This is a genomic window from Kitasatospora sp. HUAS MG31, from assembly GCF_040571325.1.
GTDB classification, from domain to species: domain Bacteria; phylum Actinomycetota; class Actinomycetes; order Streptomycetales; family Streptomycetaceae; genus Kitasatospora; species Kitasatospora camelliae.
The window spans coordinates 3,692,292-3,715,908 of sequence record NZ_CP159872.1 but is presented as its reverse complement, the minus strand read 5'-3'; the positions used below and the strand labels follow the sequence as shown (position 1 = coordinate 3,715,908).

At 73.7% G+C, this 23,617-nt stretch carries 22 protein-coding genes, 2 tRNA genes and 1 other RNA gene; 16 read left to right on the top strand and 9 right to left on the bottom strand.

The window, feature by feature from the left end; all coding sequences use genetic code 11:
• Window positions 1–349 precede the first annotated feature (349 nt).
• Together ABWK59_RS16745 and ABWK59_RS16740 are read right to left on the bottom strand one after the other, a co-directional pair.
• Entirely contained in the window at window positions 350–1,015 is a 666-nt protein-coding gene (locus ABWK59_RS16745; RefSeq protein WP_354644982.1) for a response regulator transcription factor, read from the bottom strand.
• Between the two features lie 23 nt (window positions 1,016–1,038).
• A complete protein-coding gene (locus ABWK59_RS16740; RefSeq protein WP_354641388.1) occupies window positions 1,039–2,280 on the bottom strand; it encodes a sensor histidine kinase in 1,242 nt (413 codons plus the stop codon).
• 140 nt (window positions 2,281–2,420) lie between these two features.
• On the opposite strand from ABWK59_RS16740, the gene ABWK59_RS16735 reads away from it, so the two are divergent.
• Window positions 2,421–3,623, top strand: a complete 1,203-nt coding sequence (locus tag ABWK59_RS16735; protein ID WP_354641387.1) for a serine hydrolase domain-containing protein — start codon at window positions 2,421–2,423, stop codon at window positions 3,621–3,623.
• 81 nt (window positions 3,624–3,704) lie between these two features.
• A complete protein-coding gene (locus tag ABWK59_RS16730) occupies window positions 3,705–4,847 on the top strand; it encodes a serine hydrolase domain-containing protein (protein ID WP_354641386.1) in 1,143 nt (380 codons plus the stop codon).
• A gap of 323 nt (window positions 4,848–5,170) precedes the next feature.
• Here ABWK59_RS16730 and ABWK59_RS16725 read toward each other — a convergent pair.
• Window positions 5,171–5,255 (bottom strand) — tRNA-Ser (locus tag ABWK59_RS16725).
• A 133-nt stretch (window positions 5,256–5,388) separates the two neighbouring features.
• Here ABWK59_RS16725 and ffs point away from each other — a divergent pair.
• From ffs to ABWK59_RS16680, 9 genes are all read left to right on the top strand, one after another.
• An RNA gene (gene ffs, locus ABWK59_RS16720) (signal recognition particle sRNA small type) lies at window positions 5,389–5,479 on the top strand.
• A gap of 92 nt (window positions 5,480–5,571) precedes the next feature.
• The gene (locus ABWK59_RS16715; RefSeq protein WP_354641385.1) at window positions 5,572–7,761 is read left to right on the top strand and encodes a DNA polymerase III subunit gamma and tau; all 2,190 of its coding nucleotides are present in this window, start codon (window positions 5,572–5,574) and stop codon (window positions 7,759–7,761) included.
• Between the two features lie 116 nt (window positions 7,762–7,877).
• On the top strand, window positions 7,878–8,192 hold the full coding sequence (locus ABWK59_RS16710) for a YbaB/EbfC family nucleoid-associated protein (RefSeq protein WP_420492925.1): 315 nt from the start codon (window positions 7,878–7,880) through the stop codon (window positions 8,190–8,192).
• A gap of 164 nt (window positions 8,193–8,356) precedes the next feature.
• A complete protein-coding gene (gene recR / locus ABWK59_RS16705; protein WP_354641383.1) occupies window positions 8,357–8,956 on the top strand; it encodes a recombination mediator RecR in 600 nt (199 codons plus the stop codon).
• Window positions 8,949–9,605 carry a DUF5063 domain-containing protein gene (locus ABWK59_RS16700; RefSeq protein ID WP_354641382.1) on the top strand — a complete coding sequence of 219 codons (657 nt, stop codon included), beginning with the start codon at window positions 8,949–8,951 and terminating at the stop codon, window positions 9,603–9,605. Before recR ends, ABWK59_RS16700 begins: the two co-directional genes overlap by 8 nt.
• Window positions 9,606–9,820: 215 nt before the next feature.
• Window positions 9,821–11,101, top strand: a complete 1,281-nt coding sequence (locus ABWK59_RS16695) for an aspartate kinase (protein ID WP_354641381.1) — start codon at window positions 9,821–9,823, stop codon at window positions 11,099–11,101.
• A 265-nt stretch (window positions 11,102–11,366) separates the two neighbouring features.
• Entirely contained in the window at window positions 11,367–11,894 is a 528-nt protein-coding gene (locus ABWK59_RS16690) for a SigE family RNA polymerase sigma factor (RefSeq protein ID WP_354641380.1), read from the top strand.
• Complete coding sequence (locus tag ABWK59_RS16685) at window positions 11,887–12,981, top strand: hypothetical protein (protein ID WP_354641379.1); 1,095 nt, start codon at window positions 11,887–11,889, stop codon at window positions 12,979–12,981. The genes ABWK59_RS16690 and ABWK59_RS16685 overlap by 8 nt, the downstream gene beginning before the upstream one ends.
• Before the next feature lie 108 nt (window positions 12,982–13,089).
• Complete coding sequence (locus ABWK59_RS16680) at window positions 13,090–13,887, top strand: SURF1 family protein (protein ID WP_354641378.1); 798 nt, start codon at window positions 13,090–13,092, stop codon at window positions 13,885–13,887.
• A 25-nt stretch (window positions 13,888–13,912) separates the two neighbouring features.
• Here ABWK59_RS16680 and ABWK59_RS16675 read toward each other — a convergent pair whose 3' ends face one another.
• Together ABWK59_RS16675 and ABWK59_RS16670 are read right to left on the bottom strand one after the other, a co-directional pair.
• On the bottom strand, window positions 13,913–14,305 hold the full coding sequence (locus tag ABWK59_RS16675) for a hypothetical protein (protein WP_354641377.1): 393 nt from the start codon (window positions 14,303–14,305) through the stop codon (window positions 13,913–13,915).
• Window positions 14,302–16,128: a S9 family peptidase gene (locus ABWK59_RS16670; RefSeq protein WP_420492792.1), complete on the bottom strand. Its 1,827-nt coding sequence runs from the start codon at window positions 16,126–16,128 to the stop codon at window positions 14,302–14,304. Before ABWK59_RS16670 ends, ABWK59_RS16675 begins: the two co-directional genes overlap by 4 nt.
• Before the next feature lie 255 nt (window positions 16,129–16,383).
• Between ABWK59_RS16670 and ABWK59_RS16665 the strand changes: the two genes are divergently transcribed.
• The 5 genes from ABWK59_RS16665 to ABWK59_RS16645 all read left to right on the top strand — a co-directional run bounded on the left by ABWK59_RS16665 (window position 16,384) and on the right by ABWK59_RS16645 (window position 20,029).
• A complete protein-coding gene (locus ABWK59_RS16665) occupies window positions 16,384–16,935 on the top strand; it encodes a DUF6197 family protein (RefSeq protein WP_354641375.1) in 552 nt (183 codons plus the stop codon).
• 47 nt (window positions 16,936–16,982) lie between these two features.
• A complete protein-coding gene (locus tag ABWK59_RS16660; protein ID WP_354641374.1) occupies window positions 16,983–17,558 on the top strand; it encodes a helix-turn-helix domain-containing protein in 576 nt (191 codons plus the stop codon).
• A gap of 62 nt (window positions 17,559–17,620) precedes the next feature.
• Window positions 17,621–18,244 carry a GNAT family N-acetyltransferase gene (locus ABWK59_RS16655; protein ID WP_354641373.1) on the top strand — a complete coding sequence of 208 codons (624 nt, stop codon included), beginning with the start codon at window positions 17,621–17,623 and terminating at the stop codon, window positions 18,242–18,244.
• 92 nt (window positions 18,245–18,336) lie between these two features.
• Window positions 18,337–19,293 (top strand): GlxA family transcriptional regulator, encoded by a 957-nt coding sequence (locus ABWK59_RS16650; RefSeq protein ID WP_354641372.1) that lies wholly within the window; start codon window positions 18,337–18,339, stop codon window positions 19,291–19,293.
• Between the two features lie 97 nt (window positions 19,294–19,390).
• A complete protein-coding gene (locus ABWK59_RS16645) occupies window positions 19,391–20,029 on the top strand; it encodes a DJ-1/PfpI family protein (RefSeq protein ID WP_354641371.1) in 639 nt (212 codons plus the stop codon).
• Window positions 20,030–20,135: 106 nt separating this feature from the next.
• Here ABWK59_RS16645 and ABWK59_RS16640 read toward each other — a convergent pair whose 3' ends face one another.
• From ABWK59_RS16640 to ABWK59_RS16625, 4 genes are all read right to left on the bottom strand, one after another.
• Entirely contained in the window at window positions 20,136–21,458 is a 1,323-nt protein-coding gene (locus ABWK59_RS16640) for a hypothetical protein (RefSeq protein WP_354641370.1), read from the bottom strand.
• A 41-nt stretch (window positions 21,459–21,499) separates the two neighbouring features.
• A complete protein-coding gene (locus ABWK59_RS16635; protein ID WP_354641369.1) occupies window positions 21,500–22,006 on the bottom strand; it encodes a SigE family RNA polymerase sigma factor in 507 nt (168 codons plus the stop codon).
• A 361-nt stretch (window positions 22,007–22,367) separates the two neighbouring features.
• Window positions 22,368–22,441, bottom strand: a tRNA-Pro gene (locus tag ABWK59_RS16630).
• Between the two features lie 100 nt (window positions 22,442–22,541).
• Window positions 22,542–23,483: a metallophosphoesterase gene (locus ABWK59_RS16625; protein ID WP_354641368.1), complete on the bottom strand. Its 942-nt coding sequence runs from the start codon at window positions 23,481–23,483 to the stop codon at window positions 22,542–22,544.
• Window positions 23,484–23,617 lie beyond the last annotated feature (134 nt).

Here is a 23,617-nt window from a genome sequence, read left to right as displayed (position 1 = left end):
TCGAAAGGGCTGCGTTCCTCGGGGCCGGAGCCCAGGGCGGCCGATCGGACCGGAGGTCCTGCGTGGGGCCGCGCCGAACGGGGGGCGGCCGGGTCGATGCCTCCGCTCCGCGGCTGCCGTTACGGAGCGTGTCGACGCTCCTCGTGACCTTCAGGGGTGCCGGGTCCCGGAGGGCTCCCGAGGGTTTCCCGTCGCGCACCTTCCCTGCAAGCGTGAAGTTCACGGTTTGCCTCTTGCTCTGGTCAACCGCAGGGGAAAGTTTGTGGCTCACCAGTAAAGATGCAGTTCAGCCCCACTCTTCTGGATGGCGCTCTGCTCTTTAGCTAGAGGCTGCCGCGGTGAAGAATGGTCAGCCGGCGAAGCCCGGGACCACCAGGCCGGACTCGTACGCGATCACCACGGCATGGGTCCGGTTCTGCGCGCCGAGCTTGGTCAGCACGTTTCCGACATGGGTCTTGACCGTCTCCAGGCTCACCGTGAGGGACTCCGCGATCTCCGGGTTGGAGCGCCCGGTGGCCATCAGGCGCAGCACCTCCTCCTCCCGGCCGGTCAGGGCGGCCTGCGGCAGGGCCTCGGCGGAGCCCAGCGGGCGGGCGGCGACCATGCGGCCCAGTGCGGCCGGGAAGAGGACCGCTTCGCCCGCCGCCACCACCCGGACCGCCTCGGCGATCTGGCGGACCGGGAGGCGCTTGAGGACGAAGCCGCTGGCGCCCGCGCTGAGGGCGGCGGTGACGTAGCCGTCGTTCTCGAAGGTGGTGATAACCACGACCTTCGGCGGGTCGGCCGCTTCGGCCAGCAGTTGGCGGGTGGCCTCGATCCCGTTGCGACGCGGCATCCGGACGTCCATCAGGACCACGTCCGGCCGCAGGCTCTGCGCCCGTTCGACCGCCTCGACGCCGTCGGCGGCCTCGCCGACCACCGTGATCCCCGGCTGTGCGGCGAGCAGCATGCGCAGGCCGCTGCGGGTCACCTCGTCGTCGTCCGCGATCATGAGGGTGACGGCGGGGAGGGCCATGCCTTCGCCCGCGTCGGATCCACTCACGCCGAGACCCGTACCGGCAGCCGGACGGCCAGCCGCCAGTGCTGCGTCCCGTCCGGGCCGGCCTGGAACTCACCGTGCAGCAGCCGTACGCGCTCGGCCAGTCCGGACAGACCGTGGCCGGAGGTCGGGAAGGCACCCGTGCCCGGGCCCGTCCGCGCCCCGGTCCGGTTGACCACCGTGAGATCCAGTCCGTCCGGCCCGGCCGCCACCCGGACTTCGATCGGCCCGCCCGCCCCGTGGCGCAGCGCGTTCGTCAGCCCCTCCTGGAGGATCCGGTACGCCGCCCGGGAGAGCGTTCCCTGCACCTGCGCCAACTCGCCCGACAGCTCCGGTTCCACCACCGCCCCCGCGTGCCGCAGCCGGTCCAGCAGCTCGGGGAGGTCGGCCAGGGTCCGGGTCGGCGCTGTTCCTGACTGTTCCTCGCGCAGCACTCCGAGCACGTAGTCCAGGTCCTCCAGCGCGGCCCGGGTCGACTCCTCGATGCTGCGCAGGGCGGCCCGCGCCGCCGCCGGGTCGGCGGAGAGCACCTCGCCCGCCACCGCCGCTTGGATGGTGGCCGCCGTCAGCGTGTGCCCGATCGAGTCGTGCAACTCGTGAGCGATCCGGTTGCGTTCGGCCAGCAGCAGCTCCCGCTCGGCAGCCAGCGCGAGCCGCTCGGCCGCCGACGGGCCCAACAGCCGTGGCGCCGACCACCGCAGGGCCTTCGTCACCAGTACGCAGACGGTCACCGCCAACAGGATGCACACGGCCGCCATCACCCAGCTCCACCCGCCCGACACCCGGACCGACGTGCCGAACAGACTCGCCCGCGCCTCGCCGCCGAGCCAGTTCCCCGGCAGGGAGAGGCCCATGATGAACAGCACCCCGCTCGCCAGCGCCCCCGTCCACCCGACGGCCACATGCAGCACCAGCCAGATCGGGGTCCGCCAGCGGTCGAGGCCGAGTGAACCAGAGGTCCGGCGACCGGCCACCGGATTCGGCAGCGGCACCCGCAGCAGCCGGCGGGCGGACACGACCAGCGCCCGCCGTACGGGGCGCGCCAGTCCGACCACGCCGACCAGAACCGCCCAGACCAGCAGGACCAGGACGATCTGCACGCTTTCCGGAGCGGATCGCCACGACAGCGCCGGCAACAGGGCGAGAGGCAGCAGCGGAAGGCTCGCCAGCGCGCCGCAATAGGCGAACAGCACACCCGAATACGTGGAGCCGCGCAGCAGCGGCCGGATTCCCCTGATCATGGTCGCCAGTATCGCCGGGCAGCCCACCGGCAGCCTCCCTCGATCGGGGGAGCGATTTCTCCCGCCTTCCCGCGATGCGGTCAGAGGGCCCTGGAAACCAGGATCGTGCCCAGACCAAACGATTCCCCAGGAGTTGACTGATGCGTGCTCAGATCCGGCAGGGCCTTCGTTCCTCGACCCGGCAGCAGGGCGGCAGGCGGCGACGAGCCGTGTCGGCCGCCGCCGCGGTGGCCATCGGCGTCATGACGCTGGGCGCCCTCGCCCCGCCCGCCGCCTCCGCCTCCGATTCCGCAGCCGCCTCCGCTGCTGCGGCCGCCAGGCCGGACGCCGTCCAGCAGGCCCTGAACACGCTGGTGCGCGACGACGGGATGCCCGCCGCGCTGGCGAGCGTCCAGGACCGGAACGGCCGCACCCGCACCTACACCGCAGGAGTCGGCGACCTGACCACCGGCTCGATGGTGCCCAGGGACGGCCAGGTACGGATCGGCAGCAACACCAAGGCGTTCACGGCGGTCGTGATCCTGCAACTGGTCGGCGAAGGGAAGATCGGCCTCGACGCCACCGTCGACACCTACCTGCCCGGCCTCGTCCGCGGAGAGGGGATCGACGGGCGCCGCATCACCGTCCGCCAGCTCCTCCAGCACACCAGCGGACTCCCCGAGTACGGCATCCACGTCGACGACGACGAGATCAGGAACCGGTACTTCGAGCCCCGCGAGCTGCTCGACATCGCCCTCCGGTACAAGGCCGACGCGGCTCCGGGGACGACGTGGGGGTACAGCAACACCAACTACGTCCTGGCCGGCCTGATCGTCCAGAAGGTCACCGGCCGCCCCCTCGCCGAGGAGATGGACCGGCGCATCATCAAGCGCATCGGGCTGCGCCACACCTACTTCCCCGCCCCTGGCGAGATGACCATCCGAGAGCCGCACCCCCAGGGCTACCACCGCAACCCGGCGGACGGACCGCTGCGCGACTTCACGGAGATGGACCCCTCCGCAGGCTGGGCCGCAGGCCAGTTGATCTCCACCAACTCCGACCTCAACCGCTTCTTCACCGCGCTCCTCGCCGGCCACCTCCTCCCGGCGGACCAGCTCGCCGAGATGCGCACGACCGTCCCCGCCGGGACCTCAGGCCTCCGCTACGGGCTGGGGCTCACGAGCAGGCCGCTGTCGTGCGGCGGCGTCTACTGGGGCCACGGCGGCGACATCGCGGGGTACGAGACCCGGGGCGGTGTCACCGACGACGGCCGCGCCGCCAACGTCGTGGTCACCACCATCCCGACGGACGAGGCGGCCACACAGCACGTGAAGGACGCAGTGGACAGGGCCCTGTGCGACTGAGGCACGCCACCCAGCCTGGGCCCGGCTCGCCGGGCCCGGGCGACCCGAACGAAGATCCAGCAATTCCCCAGGAGTTGACTCATGCGTGGACAGACACGGCAAGGACTTCGGCGGCGACGGGCCCTGTCGGCCGCAGCCGCGCTGGCCATCGGCGTCATGACGCCGGGCGTCCTGTCGGCGCCCCAGGCCTCCGCCGCCAGGCAGGATTCCGTCCAGCGGAGCCTGAACGCGCTGGTGCGCGACGACGGGATGCCCGCCGCGCTGGCGAGCGTCCAGGACCGGAACGGCCGCACCCGGACCTACACCGCAGGAGTCGGAGACCTGGCCACCGGCGCACCGGCACCCGTCGACGGGCAGGTGCGGATCGGCAGCAACACCAAGACCTTCGTCGCGGTCGTCGTCCTCCAGCTCGTCGCGGAGCGGAGGGTGGACCTGGGCGCCTCCGTCGACACCTACCTGCCCGGCCTCGTCCGCGGGGAGGGGATCGACGGGCGCCGCATCACCGTCCGCCAGCTCCTCCAGCAGACCAGCGGACTCCCCAACTACAGCGACTACCTCGGGGACGACGTCCGGTACTACGCCCCCCGCGAACTGCTCGCCACAGCCCTCCAGCACCCGGCCGACTTCGCCCCCGGGACGAGTTGGAAGTACAGCAACACCAACTACGTGCTCGCCGGCCTGATCGTCCAGAAGGTCACCGGCCGCCCCCTGGCCGAGGAGATCGACCGGCGCGTCGTCCGACCCGCCGGGCTGCGCCACACCTACTTCCCCGCCCCTGGTGACGCGAGCATCCGGGAGTCCCACCCCCACGGCTACTACCGGGAATCGGCGGACGCGCCGCTGCGCGACATCACGGAGATCGACCCCTCCTGGGGCTGGGCGGCAGGCCAGATGGTCTCCACCGGCTCCGACCTCAACCGCTTCTTCAGCGCACTCCTGGCCGGCCGCCTCCTGCCCTCGGCCCAGCTCGCCCAGATGCGCTCCACCGTCCCCGCCGAAGCGACCTTCGGCCCCGGCGCCCGCTACGGACTTGGACTCGTCAGCCGGCCGCTGCCGTGCGGCGGCCTCTCCTGGGGCCACGGCGGCAGCTTCCCGGGGTACGAGACCCGGGGCGGCGCCACCGACGACGGCCGCGCCGCCAACGTCGCGGTCACCATGCAGCTCACCGACGAGGCGGGCCGGAGGAATCTCGAACGCGCCGTGGACACCGTCCTGTGCCGCTGAACCTTGCCGAGGGCGTTCCGTGAAGCAGAACGACCGATGGGCCCGACCTCACGGTGGCCCACCTCGCCGGCCTCGTGCATCGCGACATCAAGCCCGCCATGTGATGCTCACCGCCGACGGCACGGTCACGGTCGTCGACTTCGGAATCGCCCGCTCTTCACGCGTCCGCGCGCGGGCCGCGACGGGTCCGAGAAGTCAGACGAATCGCTGGTCGGCCCCGTCGTGATCCTGCCCATCGGGATGCTCGCCTGCAAAACTGCACAACGATGAAGGCCCCGACCACTGTGTGGTCGGGGCCTTCCGTTTGCCCTGGCGGGCAGAGGCGGAGGATACGAGATTCGAACTCGTGAGGGTTTTATCCCAACACGCTTTCCAAGCGTGCGCCCTAGGCCTCTAGGCGAATCCTCCGTGGGAGAGCTTAGTACATGTCGAGGGGTGCTCGCGAACCGCTATCCCGCAGGTCCTCGGGAGCGGGTGCCTGCGGATCCGAGTTGGGGGTGGAGTGCGGGAGCAGCGGCCGGGATCCGCTACGCTGGGGACCAGCCCCTCGTGTGGCGTCATCTCTCTGAACCCCCCCAGGGCCGGAAGGCAGCAAGGGTAGGAGGGCTCTGGCGGGTGCACGGGGGGTCCTTGCGTTCCCGGGCGCCGCCGCGGGGCCGGGCCCGGCGGTTCGGCCGGCGGAGGGACGACGCGTTTGTCGGTGCGTCCCGATATCGTCGAGGGCGTGTCCCTAGCCCTGTACCGCCGCTACCGCCCCGAGACCTTCGCGGAGGTCATCGGGCAGGAGCACGTGACCGCCCCGCTCCAGCAGGCCCTGCGCAACAACAGGGTCAACCACGCGTACCTGTTCAGCGGGCCGCGCGGCTGCGGAAAGACCACCAGCGCGCGCATCCTCGCCCGCTGCCTGAACTGCGAGCAGGGCCCGACGCCGACGCCCTGCGGCGCGTGCCAGTCCTGCCGTGACCTGGCGACCGGCGGCCCCGGCTCGATCGACGTGATCGAGATCGACGCCGCCTCGCACGGTGGTGTGGACGACGCGCGCGAGCTGCGCGAGCGGGCGTTCTTCGCGCCGGTGCACAGCCGGTACAAGATCTTCATCCTGGACGAGGCCCACATGGTCACCTCGGCCGGCTTCAACGCGCTGCTGAAGGTGGTGGAGGAGCCGCCGGAGCACCTCAAGTTCATCTTCGCCACCACCGAGCCGGAGAAGGTGATCGGGACGATCCGGTCCCGCACCCACCACTACCCGTTCCGGCTGGTGCCGCCCGGCACCCTGCGCGACTACCTGACGGAGGTCTGCGGGCGCGAGGGCATCCAGGTCGAGGACCCGGTCTTCCCGCTGGTGGTCCGGGCGGGCGCCGGCTCGGTCCGTGACTCGATGTCGGTGATGGACCAGCTGCTCGCGGGCGCCGGCGAGGCCGGGGTCACGTACCAGATGGCGACCGCGCTGCTCGGGTACACCGACTCGGCCCTGCTGGACGAGGTGGTGGACTCCTTCGCCGCGCACGACGGCGCGACCGTCTTCCAGGTGATCGACCGGGTGGTCGAGGGCGGGCACGACCCGCGCCGGTTCGTGACGGACCTGCTGGAGCGGCTGCGCGACCTGGTGATCCTCGCCACCGTGCCGGACGCGGGGGAGAAGGGCCTGATCGACGCTCCCGCCGACCGGGTCGCGATCATGCAGGCGCAGGCGGACCGGTTCGGCGCCGCCGAGCTCAGCCGCGCCGCCGACATCGTCAACACCGGCCTGACCGAGATGCGCGGCAACGCGGCGCCGCGGCTCCAGCTGGAGCTGATCTGCGCCCGGGTGATGCTGCCGGGCGCCTACGCCGACGAGCTCTCGCTGCAGGCCCGGCTGGACAAGCTGGAGCGCCGCGCCGCCGCCGGCGGCCTCACCGCGGCGGTGGCGGTGCCCGGGATGCCCGTGGGCGGAGCGGCCCTGGAGGTCGGCCCGCCCGCCGGAGTCCCGGCAGCGGCCGTTCCCGCCGCTCCGGCGTACTCCGCGCCGCCCGTCGCCCAGCCGGCCGCGCCGGCCGTGCAGCCGCCCCCCCAGGTCGCCCCCGCCGTGCCGCCGGCCCCGCCGGCTTCGGCCGGTCCGGTGCCCGGCGCCTGGCCGATCCCGCGCAGCTTCCCGCCGGCCGGCGCCCCGGAGACCCCGGCGCCCGGCCCCGCCGCACCGACCCCGCCGCCCACCCCCGCTCCCGCCGTCTCGCCGCAGCCGCATCCGCAGCCGAGCGTGGTGCAGCCGGGTGCCGGTCAGCCCGCGGGCGGACAGCCCACGGCCGCCGCCCAGCAGGGTGCCGCGCAGGTCCGCCAGCTGTGGCCGCAGATCCTGGACGCGGTGAAGAACCGCCGCCGGTTCACCTGGATCCTGCTCAGCCAGAACGGCCAGGTCGCCGGTTTCGACGGCAGCGTCCTGCAGATCTCCTTCGTCAACGCGGGTGCCCGCGACAGCTTCGTCGGCAGCGGCAGCGACGAGGTGCTGCGCCAGGCCCTGGCGGACGCCCTCGGGGTGGACTGGCGGATCGAGTGCATCGTCGACCCGTCCGGTGGCGCCGGCGGCGGTGCGCCCGCGCCGCAGCAGGGCGGCGGGGGCTGGGGCGCCGCCCCGCAGGCCCCGCGCCCCGCCTTCCAGCCCGCGGCTCCGGCCCCGGCCCCGGCCGCTCCCGTGCCGGCGGCACCGGCGCCGACCCCCCAGGTCCAGGCCCCGGCCGTGCCGGCCCCGGTGGCCGAGCCGGTCCACCGGCCCGCCGCCCAGCCGCCGGCCGCACCGCCGCAGCCGCAGGTGCGGCCGGAGGACGACGTCCCGGAGGACGACGACCCGGATCTCACCGAGGAGGCGTACTCGGGCCAGGAGCTGATCATCCGGGAGCTGGGCGCCACGGTGCTGGAGGAGATCCACCACAACACCTGAGCGGCTCCGGCCGCCAGCCGGCGCGCGTAGGCTCGGGGGGTACCGGGATTCCGCGTACCGAGATTTTCCGTGCACAGGCAGGAGAGAGAGCCGTGTTCCCTGGTGGCCAGCCCAACATGCAGCAGCTGCTGAAGCAGGCGCAGAAGATGCAGGAGGAGCTCGGCAAGGCTCAGAAGGAGCTGGCCGAGGCGAAGGTGAGCGGCTCGGCGGGCGGCGGCCTGGTCGAGGCGACCGTGACGGGCGCGGGCGAGCTGGTCGCGCTGACCATCGCCCCGGCCGCGGTGGACCCGGAGGACACCGAGACCCTGGCCGACCTGGTGCTGGCCGCGGTCCGGGACGCCAACGCGGCGGCCCAGAAGCTGCAGGCCGAGCGGATGGGCCCGCTGACCCAGGGCCTGGGCGGCGGCGGCATCCCCGGGCTGCCGTTCTGAGACCGTGCCCCCCGGGGGCGCCGCGCGGCGGACGTTTCCGGAGTGCGGTGTGTGATTTCTGCATGAGTCGGGCGTCGGACGGTGTGTCCGGCGCCCGAATCGTTGGATGATGGCTCCGGGGAATTCCGACCCCGGGTCGACCGAGACCGATAGGAAGGCGCGACGTGTACGAGGGCGTGGTTCAGGACCTGATCGACGAACTGGGCAGGCTGCCCGGCGTCGGGCCCAAGAGCGCCCAGCGGATCGCCTTCCACGTGCTCCAGGCCGACCCGATCGACGTCCGCCGGCTGGCGCACGCGCTGCTGGAGGTCAAGGACAAGGTCCGGTTCTGCGTGGTCTGCGGCAACGTCGCGGAGGCCGAGCAGTGCCGGGTCTGCCTGGACCCGCGCCGCGACCTCGCGGTGATCTGCGTGGTCGAGGAGCCCAAGGACGTCGTGGCGATCGAACGCACCCGCGAGTTCCGGGGCCGGTACCACGTCCTGGGCGGCGCGATCAGCCCGATCGAGGGCGTCGGTCCGGACGACCTGCGGATCCGCGAGCTGATGACCAGGCTCGCGGACGGCACGGTCACCGAGCTGATCCTGGCCACCGACCCCAACCTGGAGGGGGAGGCGACCGCCACCTATCTGGCCCGGCTGTGCAAGCCGATGGGTCTGAAGGTGACCCGGCTGGCGAGCGGTCTGCCCGTCGGCGGGGACCTGGAGTACGCCGACGAGGTCACCCTCGGCCGGGCCTTCGAAGGGAGACGACTGCTCGATGTCTGACCGAACTCAGAGCCTGTCCCACACGGACGAGCCGGACGACTTCGCCGTCCAGATCGCGGACTCGGTGGAGAGCTTCGTGCTCGCCGTCACCGAGGTCGCCAAGGGCGACGAGCCGGGCAGCGCGATCTCGCTGCTGCTGCTGGAGGTCTCCCAGCTGCTGCTGGCCGGCGGGCGGCTGGGCGCGATCGAGGACGTCCTCCCCGAGGACCGCTTCGAGCCGGACACCGGCCCGGAGCCGGACGGCGTCGAGCTGCGCGAACGGCTGGCCGAGCTGCTCGCCCCGATCGACGTCTACCACGAGGTCTTCGACCCGTACGGCCCGCCGGAGAAGCCCAGCGCCTTCCGGATCTCCGACGACCTGGCCGGGGTGGTGGCCGAGCTGCGGCACGGCCTGACCCACTACCGCGAGGGCCGGGTCAGCGAGGCGCTCTGGTGGTGGCAGTTCTCGTACCTCTCCAACTGGGGCTCCACCTGCACCGCGGTGCTCCGCGCGCTGCAGTCGCTGATCGCGCACGTCCGGCTGGACAGCCCGATCGGTGCCGCGGTGGACGGCGCCGACACCGACGACGACGGGCTCACGGACGAGCAGTTGGAGCAGCAGGCGGGCGACCTGATGGTGGCGGAGCTGGGGCTGCAGCCCCGGCTGTGACGCAGTCGTCAGAAATTCCGGGCGCCGCCAAATCCGGGACGAGAGGGCCCGCCGTCCCGGCGATTCTTCGGACCGGGAGGGCCGGGCCCGTAGACCTGCCGGTCCGGGGTGACCACGGACCGATATCGTGGTCTCACGATATGGAAAGCGACGGAAGCCCGGAACCCGCTCGTTAGACTGGCGAGGACCAGACCACCCCAAGTCGAGGAGCCCCCGTGGGCCTTGTCGTGCAGAAGTACGGCGGCTCATCCGTCGCGGATGCCGAGGGCATCAAGCGCGTCGCCCGCCGAATCGTGGACACCAGGAAGGCCGGCCATGAGGTCGTCGTCGTGGTCTCCGCGATGGGTGACACCACGGACGAGCTCATCGAACTCGCGGAACAGGTGACCCCTATTCCGTCCGGCCGTGAGTTCGACATGCTGCTGACCGCCGGAGAGCGCATCTCCATGGCGCTGCTGGCCATGGCGATCAAAACGCTGGGCTTCGACGCCCAGTCGTTCACGGGCAGTCAGGCCGGCGTCATCACCGACGCGACCCACAACAAGGCCCGCATCATCGATGTGACGCCGGGTCGGATCCGCAGCGCCCTGGACGAGGGCAACGTCGCGATCGTGGCCGGCTTCCAGGGTGTGTCCCAGGTCAGCAAGGACATCACCACCCTCGGCCGCGGCGGCTCCGACACCACCGCCGTCGCGCTGGCCGCCGCCCTCGGCGCCGAGGTCTGCGAGATCTACACCGACGTGGACGGCGTGTTCACCGCGGACCCGCGCGTGGTGAAGAAGGCGCGCAAGATCGACTGGATCGCCTTCGAGGACATGCTGGAACTGGCGTCCTCCGGCTCCAAGGTGCTGCTCGACCGCTGTGTCGAGTACGCCCGCCGCTACAACATCCCGATTCACGTACGCTCGTCGTTCTCCGGTCTGCCCGGCACGATCGTGAGCAACGACAACCCCAACAAGCCCGAAGGGGGCGAGATGGAGCAGGCCATCATCTCCGGAGTCGCCCACGACACATCCGAGGCCAAGATCACGGTCGTCGGCGTGCCGGACAAGCCCGGCGAGGCCGCCCGGATCTTCCGTGCCATCGCGGACGCCGAGGTCAACATCGACATGGTGGTGCAGAACGTCTCCGCCACCTCCACCGGACTCACCGACATCACCTTCACCCTCCCCAAGACCGAGGGCCAGAAGGCGATCGACGCACTCAACCGGGTCCAGGACGGCATCGGCTACGAGTCGCTCCGCTACGACGACGCGATCGGCAAGATCTCGCTGGTCGGCGCGGGCATGCGCTCCAACCCTGGCGTCACCGCGACCTTCTTCGAGGCGCTCTCCGAGGCCGGCGTCAACATCGAGCTGATCTCCACCTCCGAGATCCGCATCTCGGTCGTCACCCGCGCCGAGGACGTCCCGGAGGCCGTGCGCGCCGTGCACACCGCCTTCGGCCTCGACAGCGACACCGACGAGGCGGTCGTCTACGGCGGCACCGGCCGCTGAGCACCCGTCGGACGGCGGCGCCGGGCCGCGGAGCTTACCGCGACCGGCCGCCCGTCCGAGACGGTCTGTCAGAATCCCCCTCCAGGGTGCTCCGACCCCTGGAGGGGGATTCGCAGTTTGCGGAAGAATGCCACCCAGGTCAGGGCAACCATGACAGGGGATCGAGTGTCCAACGAGCGTGGCGAACGTGATGGGGGCAGTGGGAGTGGTGACGCTGCCCGCGCCGACGCTGCCGGGGGTTCCCCGGAAGTCGGCCGATAGTCGGATGGGCCTTGCTGCGGCGGCAGCGGACGCGACCGGGGCCAGCGTCGATCAGCTCACCGAGACCTACCAGGCCCACTACCGCTCACTGCTGCGCCTCGCCGCGCTGCTGCTCGACGACATCGCCTCCTGCGAGGACGTCGTCCAGGAGGCGTTCATCCGGGTGCACGCCGCCCGGCGGCGGGTGCGCGAGCCCGAGAAGACCCTCGCCTACCTGCGGCAGACCGTGGTCAACCTCTCCCGGTCCACGCTGCGGCGGCGCATCCTCGGCCTGCGCCTGCTCCCCAAGCCGATGCCTGACATGGCCAGTGCAGAAGAAGGCGCCTACGATGCGCTGGAGCGCGATCAGTTGAAGACCGCGCTGCGGGGGTTGCAACGCCGTCAGCGGGAGGTGCTGGTGCTGCGCTACTACCTGGACCTGACCGAGGCTCAGGTCGCCGAGGTCCTCGGCATCTCGGTCGGCTCGGTGAAGGCGTACGGATCGCGTGGTCTGGCGGCGCTGCGGACGCTGATGGAGAGCGGCGATGACTGACCGCCGGCCGGACGGCCGGACCGGCGACCGGGCGGACGGGCTCGGCGAGCGCGAACTGCGCAGACTGCTCCACCACGCCGTCGCCGACCTCGAACCCGACCCCGGCGCCCTGCCCCGGCTCCGCTACGCCGTACCCCGGCGGCGCGCCCGCCACCGCAACGCCTGGACCGGCGCCGCGGCCGCCGTGCTCACCATGATCGCCGCTGTCCCGGCCCTCCAGGGCGTCGAGCAGTTCGACCTCTCCGGCGGCACCGCCGGCGGCCCCGGCTCCGCCGTCTCGGCCGACGGCCACCCCGAGGCCTCCCGGAGCGCCGCGTTCGGCGCCACCCCGCTCCACCACGTGCCGGCCTCCTTCCCGGCCGACTCCCAGGCGCCCTCCGGCCCCGCCCCCGCCGGCCCGCCCACGACCGGCGGCGCCGGCGGCCCGACCGCCGTCCCGGCCCCGCCCTGCACCCGCGCCGACCTGGGCCGGGCCGAGTCCGGCCTCAGCCCGGCCGGCACCGACGGCCGGGTGTACGGCTGGTTCACCGTCCACAACACCGCCGGGCAGGGCTGCCGCCTCGCCGAACCCGGCGTCCTCACCGTCAACGACGCCGTCGGGACGGACGCGGCCAACGTGAAGGTCCTGAGGCACGCCGCCGGGGACGGCGCGGACGCGCTGCCCGACCCCGGCACCGCCGCCCGCGAACTGCTCCTCCCGCCCGGCGGCGGCTACCGGATCCGGTTCGGCTGGGTCCCCGGCCGCGCCTGTACCGTCCCCGGCGGGGCCTCCGCCGCACCCAGCGGGCAGGGCGTGGCGGTCGCCGGGCCGGAGGGCTCGCCCAAGCCCGGCGACGGGGGCGGCGCGCCCGGCGTCCCCGGCAGCGGCGCCAGCCCGACGCCCACCGCCACCCCCAGCCCCGCCCCCACGCCCACCGGTCCCACCCGCGTCGAGCCCACGGTCACCCTCGGGTACGCGCCGGTCGCCGGCGGGCCCGGCGCGGCCGCGGTGGTCCTCAAGTCCGCCTGCGAGGGCACGGTCTACCAGGCCGCCCCCGAAGCGCTCCCCGGCACCACCCCGCCCGATCCGGCGGCGACGACGGGCTGACCGCCCCCGTCCCGGGCGGGCCGGGCGCCGCGGGAGCAGCCGTCTCCCCGCCGCGGGGCCCGACCCCGGCGGCGGGGGAGGGTGTGTGGACTGGTTACCGTGGTGGGTGTGTACCGGTTTCTCCTGACCCCCCGCTGGCTCGGCGGCACCGCCGTCGCCGTGGTGGCGATCGCCGTCTGCCTGGTGCTCGGCTCCTGGCAGCTCGGCCGCTTCGAGGACCGGGTCGCGACCCACAAGGACCTCGCCGCCTCGGCCACCGCGGCCGAGGCCGCCCCCGCCGCCCCGCTCGGCGAGGTGCTGGACGCGCAGCACCCGCGGGTCGGCACCGACACCGTCGGCCGGACCGTCACGGTGACCGGCAGCTACGATCCCGGGCACCAGCTGCTGGTCCCGAACCGCACGGTGGACGGCCGCCAGGGCTACTACGTCCTCACCCCGCTCCGCACGCCCGCAGGACCCGCCGTCGCCGTGGTCCGCGGCTGGCTCCCCGGCGAACCGGCCGCCGGTGCGTCCGCGGGGACCGTCCCGGCCGCGCCGCCCGGCGAGGTCACCGTGACCGGCCGCATCCAGGCTCCGGAGAACAGCGGCAGCGGCGGCGCGGTGGCCGGCGGACTGCCCACCGGCCAGCTCGGCACCATCAGCCCGGCCACCCTGGTCAACGTGCTGCCGTACGAGGTGTCCGACGGCTGGGTGGCCGCCGACGCCGCGGCCGACGGCCTGACCACGGTGCCGACCGTGCAGCCGCAGGGTGGCGACGGGCTGAGCCTGCGCGCCTTCCAGAACCTCGGCTACACCCTGGAGTGGTTCGTCTTCGCCGGCTTCGTGGTCTTCATGTGGTACCGGCTGGTCCGGCGCGAGGCCGAGGCCGCCGAGGACCGGGCCCTCGGCCTGGACCCGGCCCTCTGACCCACGCCCGGGCCCTGAGCCCGGGTCAGCGCTTGGCGCCCGCCGTCGGCACCGGGACCGGCGCGGCCGGCGTGGCCTTGAGCGGAGCGGACGGCAGCGGCACCGAGGGCGAGGGCGCCGGCCGGTCGCACCCGTCACCGTCGTGCCGGCGGACGGTGCTCGACGTGCTCCTGCTCCCCGAGGACCCCGAGGACTTGGAACCGGAGGACTTCGACCCCGAGCCCTTCGAACTCCGGCTGCCGCTGCTACTGCTGCTGCCCTTGCTGCCCTTGGCCATCAGCTGCGCCGAGGCCGCCCGGGCCCCGTCCTCGGAGCGGAGCGCGCCCGGGCAGCCGTCCCCGTCGTCCGAGGCGCACCCGCTCGCGGTGAGCAGCAGGGCGAGCACCGCCACCACTGCCACCGCCGTAGGTCTGTTCACCGCGTGTCCCCCAGGTGGCGTCGGACGAAGTCGATCTCCAGCCGCAGCTGCTTGATCCGCTCCTCGACGACGAGCGAACCGTGGCCGGCATCGTAGCGGTAGACCTCGTGGGCCTTCCCCAGTTCCTCCAGCCGCCGCACGTAGTTGTCGATCTGCCGGATCGGGCAGCGCGGGTCGTTGACCCCGGCGCTGATGTACACCGGCGCCTTGACCCGCTCGACGTGGGTGAGCGGGGAGGAGGCCCGCCAGCGCTCCGGGACCTCCTCCGGGGTGCCGCCGAACAGGGTCCGGTCCAGGGACTTGAGCGCCTCCATCTCGTCCTCGTACGCGGCGAGGTAGTCCGCGACCGGGACGGCGGCCAGGCCCAGCGACCAGTCACCGGGCTGGACCCCGAGGCCCAGCAGGGTCAGGTAGCCGCCCCAGGAACCGCCGGACAGCACCAGCCGCGCGGGATCGGCCAGCCCGGACTCCACCGCCCAGGCGCGGACCGCGCCGATGTCCTCCAGCTCGATCAGGCCGACCCGCTCGCGCAGCGCGTCCGTCCAGGCCTGCCCGTACCCGGTCGAGCCGCGGTAGTTGACCCGGACCACCGCGTACCCGTGGTCCAGCCAGGCCGCCGGGCCCGCCGCGAACGCGTCGCTGTCGTGGTGGGTCGGGCCGCCGTGGACCTCGAACACGGTCGGGAACGGCCCCTCGCCGGCCGGCCGCTGGACCAGCGCGTGCACCCGGCCGCCCGGCCCTTCCACCCAGACGTCCTCCACCGGCACCGAGCGCGGCGGCACCGGCCCCGGTGCCCGCAGCACCACCGCACCGGAGGTGGACCGCACGGCCGACGGCTCGGCCGCCGAGGACCACAGGAACTCCACCGTCCCGTCCGGCCGGGCGGTCGCCCCCGAGACGGTCCCGCGCGGCGTGTCCAGCCGGGTCAGCACGCCGGTGGCCAGCTCGTACGAGAACAGCTCGCTGCGCGCCTCGTACTCGTGCTCGATCAGCAGGGAACGGGCGCCGGGCCGCCACTGCGCCGACAGGTCGCCGGGGAACTCCCGGCCCTGCTCGTCGCGGAGCTCCAGCGCGGTCTCGGTGCCGTCGGCCACGTCCCAGAGCACCGGCTCCCAGTGGCCGCGGCGCTGGTGCGCCACCAGCAGCCGGGTGTCGCCGTCGGCCGGGGCGAAGCCCAGACAGGCCACCCCGCACGGGTGCTGCCGGCCCGTCACCTCGTCCAGCTCGGCCACCGTCGAGCCGTCGGCGGTACGCACCACCCGGATCGCCGCGTGCATCGCGTCGCCGTGCTCGGTGTGGTCGATCGCCAGCAGCGTGCCGTCGTAGCTCAGGTCGCCCACGCCGCCGTACTCCGCGTGCCGGTAGAGCACCTCCGGCCCGTCCGCGCCCGGGCGGCGCAGGTAGAGGGTGGTGCCCTCCTCCTCGGTCGAGGTGCCGACCACCACCGTGCCGTCGCGGCCCAGCGCCAGACCGGCCGAGTACGCGGCCGGGACGCCCGGCACCGCCTCCTCGTCCGGGCCGCCGCCGAAGGGCTGCCGGCGCCACACACCGAGCTCGTCGCCGGCCGTGTCGTCGAACCACCAGATCCACTCGCCGTCGGGGCTCAGCTCGGCGTCGGTCGTCCCGTTCGGCCGGTCCGTCACCCGCCGGTGGCCGCCGGCCGCCCGGTCCCAGGCGTACACCTCGAAGGTGCCGGTCGCGTTCGACACGTACAGCGCCCGCTCCGGCGCGTCCTCCGCCCAATCCGGCAGCGACACCCGCGCAGCCCGGAACCGCTGCTCCCACGCCGGTACGGCGTTCGTCTCCTCGGTCATGCCCTCCATCCAACCGGATGCCCCGCGGCCCGGAACAGCGCGGGGCACGGACCGGGCGTTCCGGCGCCGCACCCGGACGCGGCCGGGACTTCCGCAGGTCCGGCCCGGACAGGTCGGGGGACTTCCGCCCGTCCTGCCCGGGCACGTCCGGCCGGCCCGCCGACACGCGGACCGCTTCGTGCGCCGACCACATGACAGCGGCCGGCATCCGGGCTATCAACGAAATCGGTACGAACAAGGACAAACCGACCAGGAGGAGCCCCCGTGCCCACCCCTTCCCCGACCCTCCACCGGCCCGCCCCCCACCCGCCGCTGCTCACCCTCGACGGCTCCGGCCTGGTCGAGGAGATCGAGCGGTACCTCGCCTCCCTCCCGCCGAGCGCCCGCCCCGCCATCCCCTACGTCTGCCCGCTCGGCAGCACCCTCCAGCCCTGGAACGCCGGCTACCCGCCGCCCCGCCGCACCCCGCTGGACCGGCTGCTGCGCCGCCCGGCCCGCCCGGTCGAGGTCACCGTGGCCGGCCACCTCAGGCTGACCTCGCGCTACCTCGCCGCCGCCGGCTGGCTGCAGGGCGCCATGTGGGACGCCGGCGGCCGGGTCTGCCTGCTCGGCGCCCAGGCCGCCGTCCTCGCCCACGGGTACGGCACCCCGTACACCGTGCGCCGGGCCCGCACCCAGGTCATGGAGGTGCTGCACGCCACCGGGCGACCCGTCCCCTCCCCGGACAGCTACAACGACGCCCCGGGCACCACCCAGGCCGACGTTCACCGGCTGCTCGACCAGGCCGCGGCCCGCGCCGGAGTCCTGGGCATCTGAGCCGCCGGGACTCCCGGTGTTCCCATATCCGGGATAGCATCCCTGATATGGGAACACCGGGAGTGCTGGAGCCGTCCGACGCCCGCCTCGCCGCGCGGCTGGCCGAACTGCGCGCCGAGCGCGGCTGGTCACTGGAGGAGCTGGCCCGGCTCAGCGGGGTCAGCCGGTCCACGCTGTCCCGGCTGGAGCGGGCCGAGATCAGCCCCACCGCCGCCCAGCTGGGGCGGCTGTGCACCGCTTACGGCCGGACCATGTCCCGGCTGCTCGCCGAGGTCGAGGCCGAGCCCCCGCAGCTGGTCCGCGCCGCCGGGCAGACGGTCTGGACCGACCCGGCCAGCGGCTTCGTCCGGCGATCCGTCTCACCCCCGCACGCCGGGCTGCGCGCCGAGCTGATCGAGGGCACCATCCCCGTCGGCGGCGCCATCGACTACGACGCACCGCCCGTCCCCGGGCTGGAACAGCACCTCTGGGTCCTCGACGGCAGCCTGGAGATCACCGTCCAGGGCGAACCCCACCTGCTGCACTCCGGCGACTGCCTGCGGTTCCGGCTCTGGGGCCCGTCCCGCTTCCAGTGCCCCGGGCCGGAGGCGGTCCGGTACGCCCTCGCCATCGTCCTGCCCTGACCCGGCCCCGCCGTCGACACCGTCGACGCCGTTGAGTCGACGCCATCGAGAGGAGCGCCCGCATGACCGCCGTCACGCCGACCGAGACCACCGAGGCCGTTGAGGCTGCCGGGACCGCCGGGACCGCCGCGGCCGCCGAGGCCGTCCGGATCACCCGCCTCGACCCCGAGGAGCTGCCCGCCCACCTCCCCGGCCTCGCCGAGCTGCTGGCCGACGCCGTCGACGGAGGGGCCTCGGTCGGCTTCCTCGCCCCCTTCGACCGGGACGCCGCCCGAACCTGGTGGGAGACCCAGCTCCCCGACCTCACCGCCGGCCACCGCCAGCTGTGGATCGCCCGCGACGGCGACCGCGTCCTCGGCACCATCGGCCTCGTCCCGGAACGCAAGCCCAACGGCCGCCACCGCGCCGAGATCGTCAAACTGATGGTCCACCGCACCGCCCGCGGCCGCGGCCTCGCCCGCGCCCTGCTGGCCACAGCCGAGCGCGCCGCCGCCGACCTCGGCGCCACCCTCCTCATCCTCGACACCGAGACCGACAGCCCCGCCGAACACCTCTACCGCCGGGCCGGCTGGATCCCCTACGGCCTCCTCCCCGACCACGCCGCCCGGCCCGACGGCACCCTGGCCGCCACCACCTTCTTCCGCAAGCCGCTCACGCCCCGCACGTCGCTCACGCCGCCCGCCTGAGGGCACCATGTCCTCCGCCGTGGCCCCGCCATGGCAGGAATGGTGGGAAGCGCGTCATTGCTGCCGTCCAACCCCGCTGCGAGGCTGAGGACATGACGACCCGCAGCGTGCTCATCGTGCTCTTCGACGGTGTGCAGAGCCTCGACGTGACCGGCCCGCTGGAGGTGTTCTCCGGAGCCGCGAAGGCCTCCGGGCGCCCGGAGGCGTACCGGGTGCGGACGGCCTCCCCCGGGGGCGGGCCGATCCGCTCCCACAGCGGCCTCGGCCTCCTCCCCGACGAGGACCTCGCCACCGCCGCGCCCCCGCACACCCTGGTCCTCCCCGGCGGCTACGGCGCCCTCACCCCGTCCTCCGACCTGGTCGACCGCATCGCCGAACTGGCCGAGGCGGCCGAGCGGGTGGTGTCCGTCTGCACCGGCGCCTTCCTCCTCGCCGAGGCCGGACTGCTCACCGGCCGCCGGGTCACCACGCACTGGGCGCACTGCGAGGCCCTGGCCCACCGCTTCCCCGACACCGAGGTCGACCCCGAACCCATATACATCCGCGACGGCCGGATCGCCAGCTCCGCCGGCGTCACCGCCGGCATCGACCTCAGCCTCGCCCTGGTCGAGGAGGACCTGGGCCGGGAGACCGCCCTCCGGGTCGCCCGCCACCTGGTGATGTTCCTGCGCCGACCCGGCGGCCAGGCCCAGTTCAGCACCCAGCTCGCCGCCCAGCTCGCCGAACGCCGACCGCTGCGTGAGGTCCAGGGCTGGATCGCCGACCACCCCGAGGCCGACCTCTCCGTGGAGACCCTCGCCCGGCGCGCCGCCCTCTCACCCCGCCAGTTCGCCCGCGCCTTCACCGCCGAGGTCGGCACCACCCCCGGCCGCTACGTCGGCGGGATCCGCCTCGAAGCCGCCCGCCGCCGCCTGGAGGACACCGAGGACGGCATCGAGGAGGTCGCCCGCGCCTGCGGCTACGGCACCCCCGAGGCCATGCGCCGCGCCTTCACCCGCACCCTCGCGGTCGCCCCCGGCGAGTACCGCCGCCGCTTCCGCACCCCCTGACCGGACGTTCCCTTCGCCCGGCCGTATCCGTCCCTGCCCTTCCCCACCCTGTCCTTCCCTTCCCTTCCCTTCCCTTCCCTTCCCACCGGAGTGCCGCATGCAGATCGCCGTCCTGCTCTACGACCGCTTCACCGCCCTGGACGCCGTCGGCCCGTACGAGATCCTCTCCCGGCTGCCCGGCGTCGAGGTGGTGTTCACCGCCGCCGAACCCGGTCCCATTCGCAGCGACATGGGCAGCCTCGCCCTCACCGCCGACGCCGCCCTCACCGAGGTGACCAGCCCCGACCTGGTCCTCGTCCCCGGCGGACCGGGCACCGCCGACCAGCTCGGCAACACCGCCGTCCTCGACTGGCTGCGGCTGGTGGACCGGTCCACCACCTGGACCACCTCGGTCTGCTCCGGATCCGTGGTGCTCGCCGCCGCCGGCCTGCTCACCGGGCGGCGGGCCACCTCGCACTGGATCTGCCTCGACCAGCTGGCGACCATGGGCGCCACCCCGACCAGCGAGCGGGTGGTCATGGACGGCAAGTACGCCACCGCCGCCGGCGTCTCCGCCGGCATCGACCTCGCCCTCACCCTGGCCGGCCGGATCGCCGGGGACCGGGCCGCCCAGGCCGTCCAGCTGGTGGTCGAGTACGACCCGCAGCCGCCCTACTCGGCGGGATCCCCCGCCACCGCCCCGGCCGGCCTGGTCGAGGAGCTCAGCGCCTCCGGCCTGATCGTCCAGAGCGCCTGACCGCACCCGGACCCCCCGCCCGGCTCCGGTGCCCGCCGGAGCGCCGACGGTGCCGCCGGGTCTCCGGCCCCGTACCGCCGGCGCTCCACCCACGCGTTGACAAGCCTTAGGCGGCCCCGCCGATCCGCCACTGGGGGCTGGTCGCCAGCGCGGTCAGCTGCTCGACGGTCAGTGCGGGCGCGGAACGGGTGGCCTCCCGCGGGTTCGGCCCGCCGATGGCGGACACCGCCACCCGCGTCCCGTCCGTCAGCAGCGCCTCCACCGACCAGCGGACCATCCCCGCCGCGGACTTGCCGTCACCGTCCGCGTCCCGGTCGACCAGCACCCGGGTGCCGTCCGCCCGTACGGTCGCGTTCGCGAACCGGGCCTCCGCCGAGCCGCCCTTGGGCCCGGACGGCGCCGTCCCGCTCCAGTCGGCGACGTTGATCTCGACCAGGCCGGCGCCCTTGCCGTCGTCCACCGTGAAGTGGGCGAACCCGGGGCCGCCTCCGGCGGCATCGGCCGGCGAGAGGCCCGCGGGCAGCAGCCCCTTCGCGGTGCCCACCATCGCCTGCCAGCCGGGAACGGTCCGGCCCGCCGGGGTCGCGGCCGACCCGGGCTGCCACCCGCCGTTCGTCGGCTTCGGGATCCGGTCGAACAGCGACACCCAGGCGGAGTCGGTGACCAGCGCCTTCAGCCGGTCCAGGTCCAGCGGCGGGTCGACCCGGGACACCGGCGCGTCCTTCTCCTGCGCCGCGTTCCACTCGGTGAACGCCACCCGCCGACCGTCCGTGGTGGTCAGCACCGCCCGCCAGCTCTTGGTCAACACCCGCTTGTCCGGGTACTCGTACCCCTTCAGCAGCAGCAGCTTCGAGCCGTCGGCCAGCTGCTCGGCGACACAGCCGTCGTTCGGCACGTACACCGGGTCCGGGCAGGCGATGTCGCCCTGGTCGGGTGCGTCGGTGAAGCGCCGCAGGCTGATGGAGACCGCGGCGGCGCCGTGGCCGTCGTCCAGGCGGGCGCCGGCGAACACCTCCGGGTCGTCCGGGTTCGCGCTGCCGACCGTGGTGTCGGTGACCTGGGTGCCGGGCAGCAGCCCCTGGAGGGCGGCCACCAGCTGAGCCGGCGTCACCGGGGCGCCACTCGCGGCGGGCGCGGCCGGGCCGATCCCCCCGGAGCCGGCGGACCCGGTCGCGGCCGACGCCGCCGTGACCGCCCCGCGGTCGGCGCCGAGGCTCGACACGAAGCCGCCGGCGACGCCGACCACGGCCAGCGCGGTGACGCTCCCGGCCACGGCGGTGAGCGTGCGGCGGCGCCGCAGCCGGCGGCCCCGGTCCAGCACCCCGGCCATCGCCGCCGCCGGATCGCCTCGGAAACTCTCACCGGTACGGGTGAGGACGTCGACCAGGACATCCTCGTGGACCGGATCTGGCTGCACGTCCGAAGACATGGTGGATCCCCCTTCTGGGAAACCGAGTTCGGGTTCGGTGTTCAACGGACGGCCAGCTCGGCGAGCTGGCCGTCGAGGAGCTTGCGCAGCCGGGCCAGCGCCCGACTGGTCCGGGTCCGGACGGCACCGGAGCCGGCCCGGAGGATCTCGGCGGTCTCCTCGATGCTGCGGTCCTCCCAGTAGCGCAGGACCAGCACCGCACGGTCCTGCGGTGACAACCGGGCGAGACCGCTCAGCATCACCAGCCGCAGGTCACCGTCCTCCGCCGGCCCCGGGAGATCCGGCAGGTCGCCACTCGGACGCTCGGAGCTGCTCAGACGGCGCCGATGCGTCAGGAACTGGCGGACCAACACGCTGTGCGCGTACGCGGCCGGATTGTCGATCTTCTTCCCGGCGTGCACCCCGGGGATCCACGTCGTCCGCCGCCACACCGCGTACATCCGCCCGAGCGTCTCCTGCACCAGGTCCTCGGCCAGATGGGTGTCACCCCCGGTGAGCAGGCATGCCGTGCGGTACAGGTGCCCGTAGCGCCCGGCCGCGAACTCCATGAACGCGGCATCCCCACCGCCGCCCGCAGCACTCCTCCGGATCATTGCCACCCCTTGCTCTCAGACCCTGACAGCACAAGGACGCGCCGACTCCCCGGCGTGTTACACCCCGATCCGAATTTCCTCCCGCCGCCGGCCCCGCCGGCCCCGCCGCCCCGCGCCCACCGCTCGCCGTCCGCCCACACCCGGCCCCGCCCCGACACCGCGGCGACGGGAAGGACCCACGGAACCGGGGAGCCGCCCGACACGACGCTCGCGGGACGGGCTCCTCGAACGCCCACCTGAGGCACAGTCACGCAGATGGGCGCGCAACAACGACAGAGGCCCTGCCGGATCTCTCCGGCAGGGCCTCTGCACTGGGTCGGGGTGGCGGGATTTGAACCCACGGCCTCTTCGTCCCGAACGAAGCGCGCTACCAAGCTGCGCCACACCCCGGTCCTGCTTCGTTGCTCTCCGTCTCCGGCGCAACGAGTAGAACTCTACCGGACGGGTGCCGCGAGACCAAAATCGATTCGCGTCGTGGCGTCGACGCAGGTCAGCGGCGGGCCGTCAGCGTGAGCAGGGTGGCCTCCGGCGGGCAGGCGAAGCGGACGGGGGTGTAGCGGTTGGTGCCGCAGCCGGCCGAGACGTGGAGGTACGAGCGGTGCCCGCCGGCCCGGTGGGTGGAGAGGCCCTTCACGCGGTCGGCGTCCAGGTCGCAGTTGGTGACCAGGGCGCCGTAGAACGGGACGCAGAGCTGCCCGCCGTGGGTGTGCCCGGCGAGGATCAGCGGGTACCGGTCGGCAGTGAAGGCGTCGAGCACCCGCAGGTACGGCGCGTGCACCACGGCCACCGACAGGTCGGCGTCCCCGGAGGGGCCGCCGGCGACCTCGTCGTACCGGTCGCGGTGGATGTGCGGGTCGTCCAGGCCGGTGAACTCCATGTCCAGCCCGGCGACCTTGAGCCGGCCGCGGGTGTTGGTCAGGTTCACCCAGCCGGCGGCGTCGAAGCCGTCGCGGAGGTCCTGCCAGGGATTGTGGACGGCGCCGACGATCCCGGCCCGCTTGCTGCCGTCCGGGTTGTTCAGGCCGTGGATGCCGGTGCGGAGCGCCTTCAGGTAGCGGGCCGGGTTCTTCCGGGCGGGGCCGTAGTAGTCGTTGGAGCCGAAGACGTAGACGCCGGGGAAGTCCATCAGCGGACCGAGCGCGTCCAGGGTGGCCGGGACGCCGAGCGGGTCGGAGAGGTTGTCGCCGGTGTTGACGACCAGGTCGGGGCGGAGCCCGGCGAGGCTCTGCAGCCACCGCTGCTTCTTCCCCTGACCGTTCACCATGTGGATGTCGGAGACCTGCAGCACCCGGATCGGTCGGACGCCCTTCGGCAGGATCGGGACCTCGACGCGGCGCACACGGAACGAGCGGACCTCGTACCCGGCGGCGTAGGCGAGACAGACGGCGCCGGTGGCGGCGATTCCGAGGGGAACGGAGTACAGCGGTCGCATCGGTCCATGCTCTCAGACCGCTGATCAGCGTGGGAACCGACGGCCCGCCTCGGACGGCCCGCCCGCGCGCACCCTCACCACCCCGCTACGGGCCGGGGGCACCGCCGCGGGCGCGGGCGCCTCAGCCGCGGTCC

Bases quoted from the DNA above. Each gene is read 5' to 3' on its own strand.
- ABWK59_RS16745 (WP_354644982.1), bottom strand. From the start codon at position 1,015: ATGGCCCTCCCCGCCGTCACCCTCATGATCGCGGACGACGACGAGGTG.
- ABWK59_RS16740 (WP_354641388.1), bottom strand. From the start codon at position 2,280: ATGATCAGGGGAATCCGGCCGCTGCTGCGCGGCTCCACGTATTCGGGT.
- ABWK59_RS16735 (WP_354641387.1), top strand. From the start codon at position 2,421: ATGCGTGCTCAGATCCGGCAGGGCCTTCGTTCCTCGACCCGGCAGCAG.
- ABWK59_RS16730 (WP_354641386.1), top strand. From the start codon at position 3,705: ATGCGTGGACAGACACGGCAAGGACTTCGGCGGCGACGGGCCCTGTCG.
- ABWK59_RS16710 (WP_420492925.1), top strand. From the start codon at position 7,878: ATGCAGCAGCTGCTGAAGCAGGCGCAGAAGATGCAGGAGGAGCTCGGC.
- ABWK59_RS16700 (WP_354641382.1), top strand. From the start codon at position 8,949: ATGTCTGACCGAACTCAGAGCCTGTCCCACACGGACGAGCCGGACGAC.
- ABWK59_RS16690 (WP_354641380.1), top strand. From the start codon at position 11,367: ATGGGCCTTGCTGCGGCGGCAGCGGACGCGACCGGGGCCAGCGTCGAT.
- ABWK59_RS16685 (WP_354641379.1), top strand. From the start codon at position 11,887: ATGACTGACCGCCGGCCGGACGGCCGGACCGGCGACCGGGCGGACGGG.
- ABWK59_RS16670 (WP_420492792.1), bottom strand. From the start codon at position 16,128: ATGGAGGGCATGACCGAGGAGACGAACGCCGTACCGGCGTGGGAGCAG.
- ABWK59_RS16660 (WP_354641374.1), top strand. From the start codon at position 16,983: ATGGGAACACCGGGAGTGCTGGAGCCGTCCGACGCCCGCCTCGCCGCG.
- ABWK59_RS16655 (WP_354641373.1), top strand. From the start codon at position 17,621: ATGACCGCCGTCACGCCGACCGAGACCACCGAGGCCGTTGAGGCTGCC.
- ABWK59_RS16650 (WP_354641372.1), top strand. From the start codon at position 18,337: ATGACGACCCGCAGCGTGCTCATCGTGCTCTTCGACGGTGTGCAGAGC.
- ABWK59_RS16645 (WP_354641371.1), top strand. From the start codon at position 19,391: ATGCAGATCGCCGTCCTGCTCTACGACCGCTTCACCGCCCTGGACGCC.
- ABWK59_RS16640 (WP_354641370.1), bottom strand. From the start codon at position 21,458: ATGTCTTCGGACGTGCAGCCAGATCCGGTCCACGAGGATGTCCTGGTC.
- ABWK59_RS16635 (WP_354641369.1), bottom strand. From the start codon at position 22,006: ATGGAGTTCGCGGCCGGGCGCTACGGGCACCTGTACCGCACGGCATGC.
- ABWK59_RS16625 (WP_354641368.1), bottom strand. From the start codon at position 23,483: ATGCGACCGCTGTACTCCGTTCCCCTCGGAATCGCCGCCACCGGCGCC.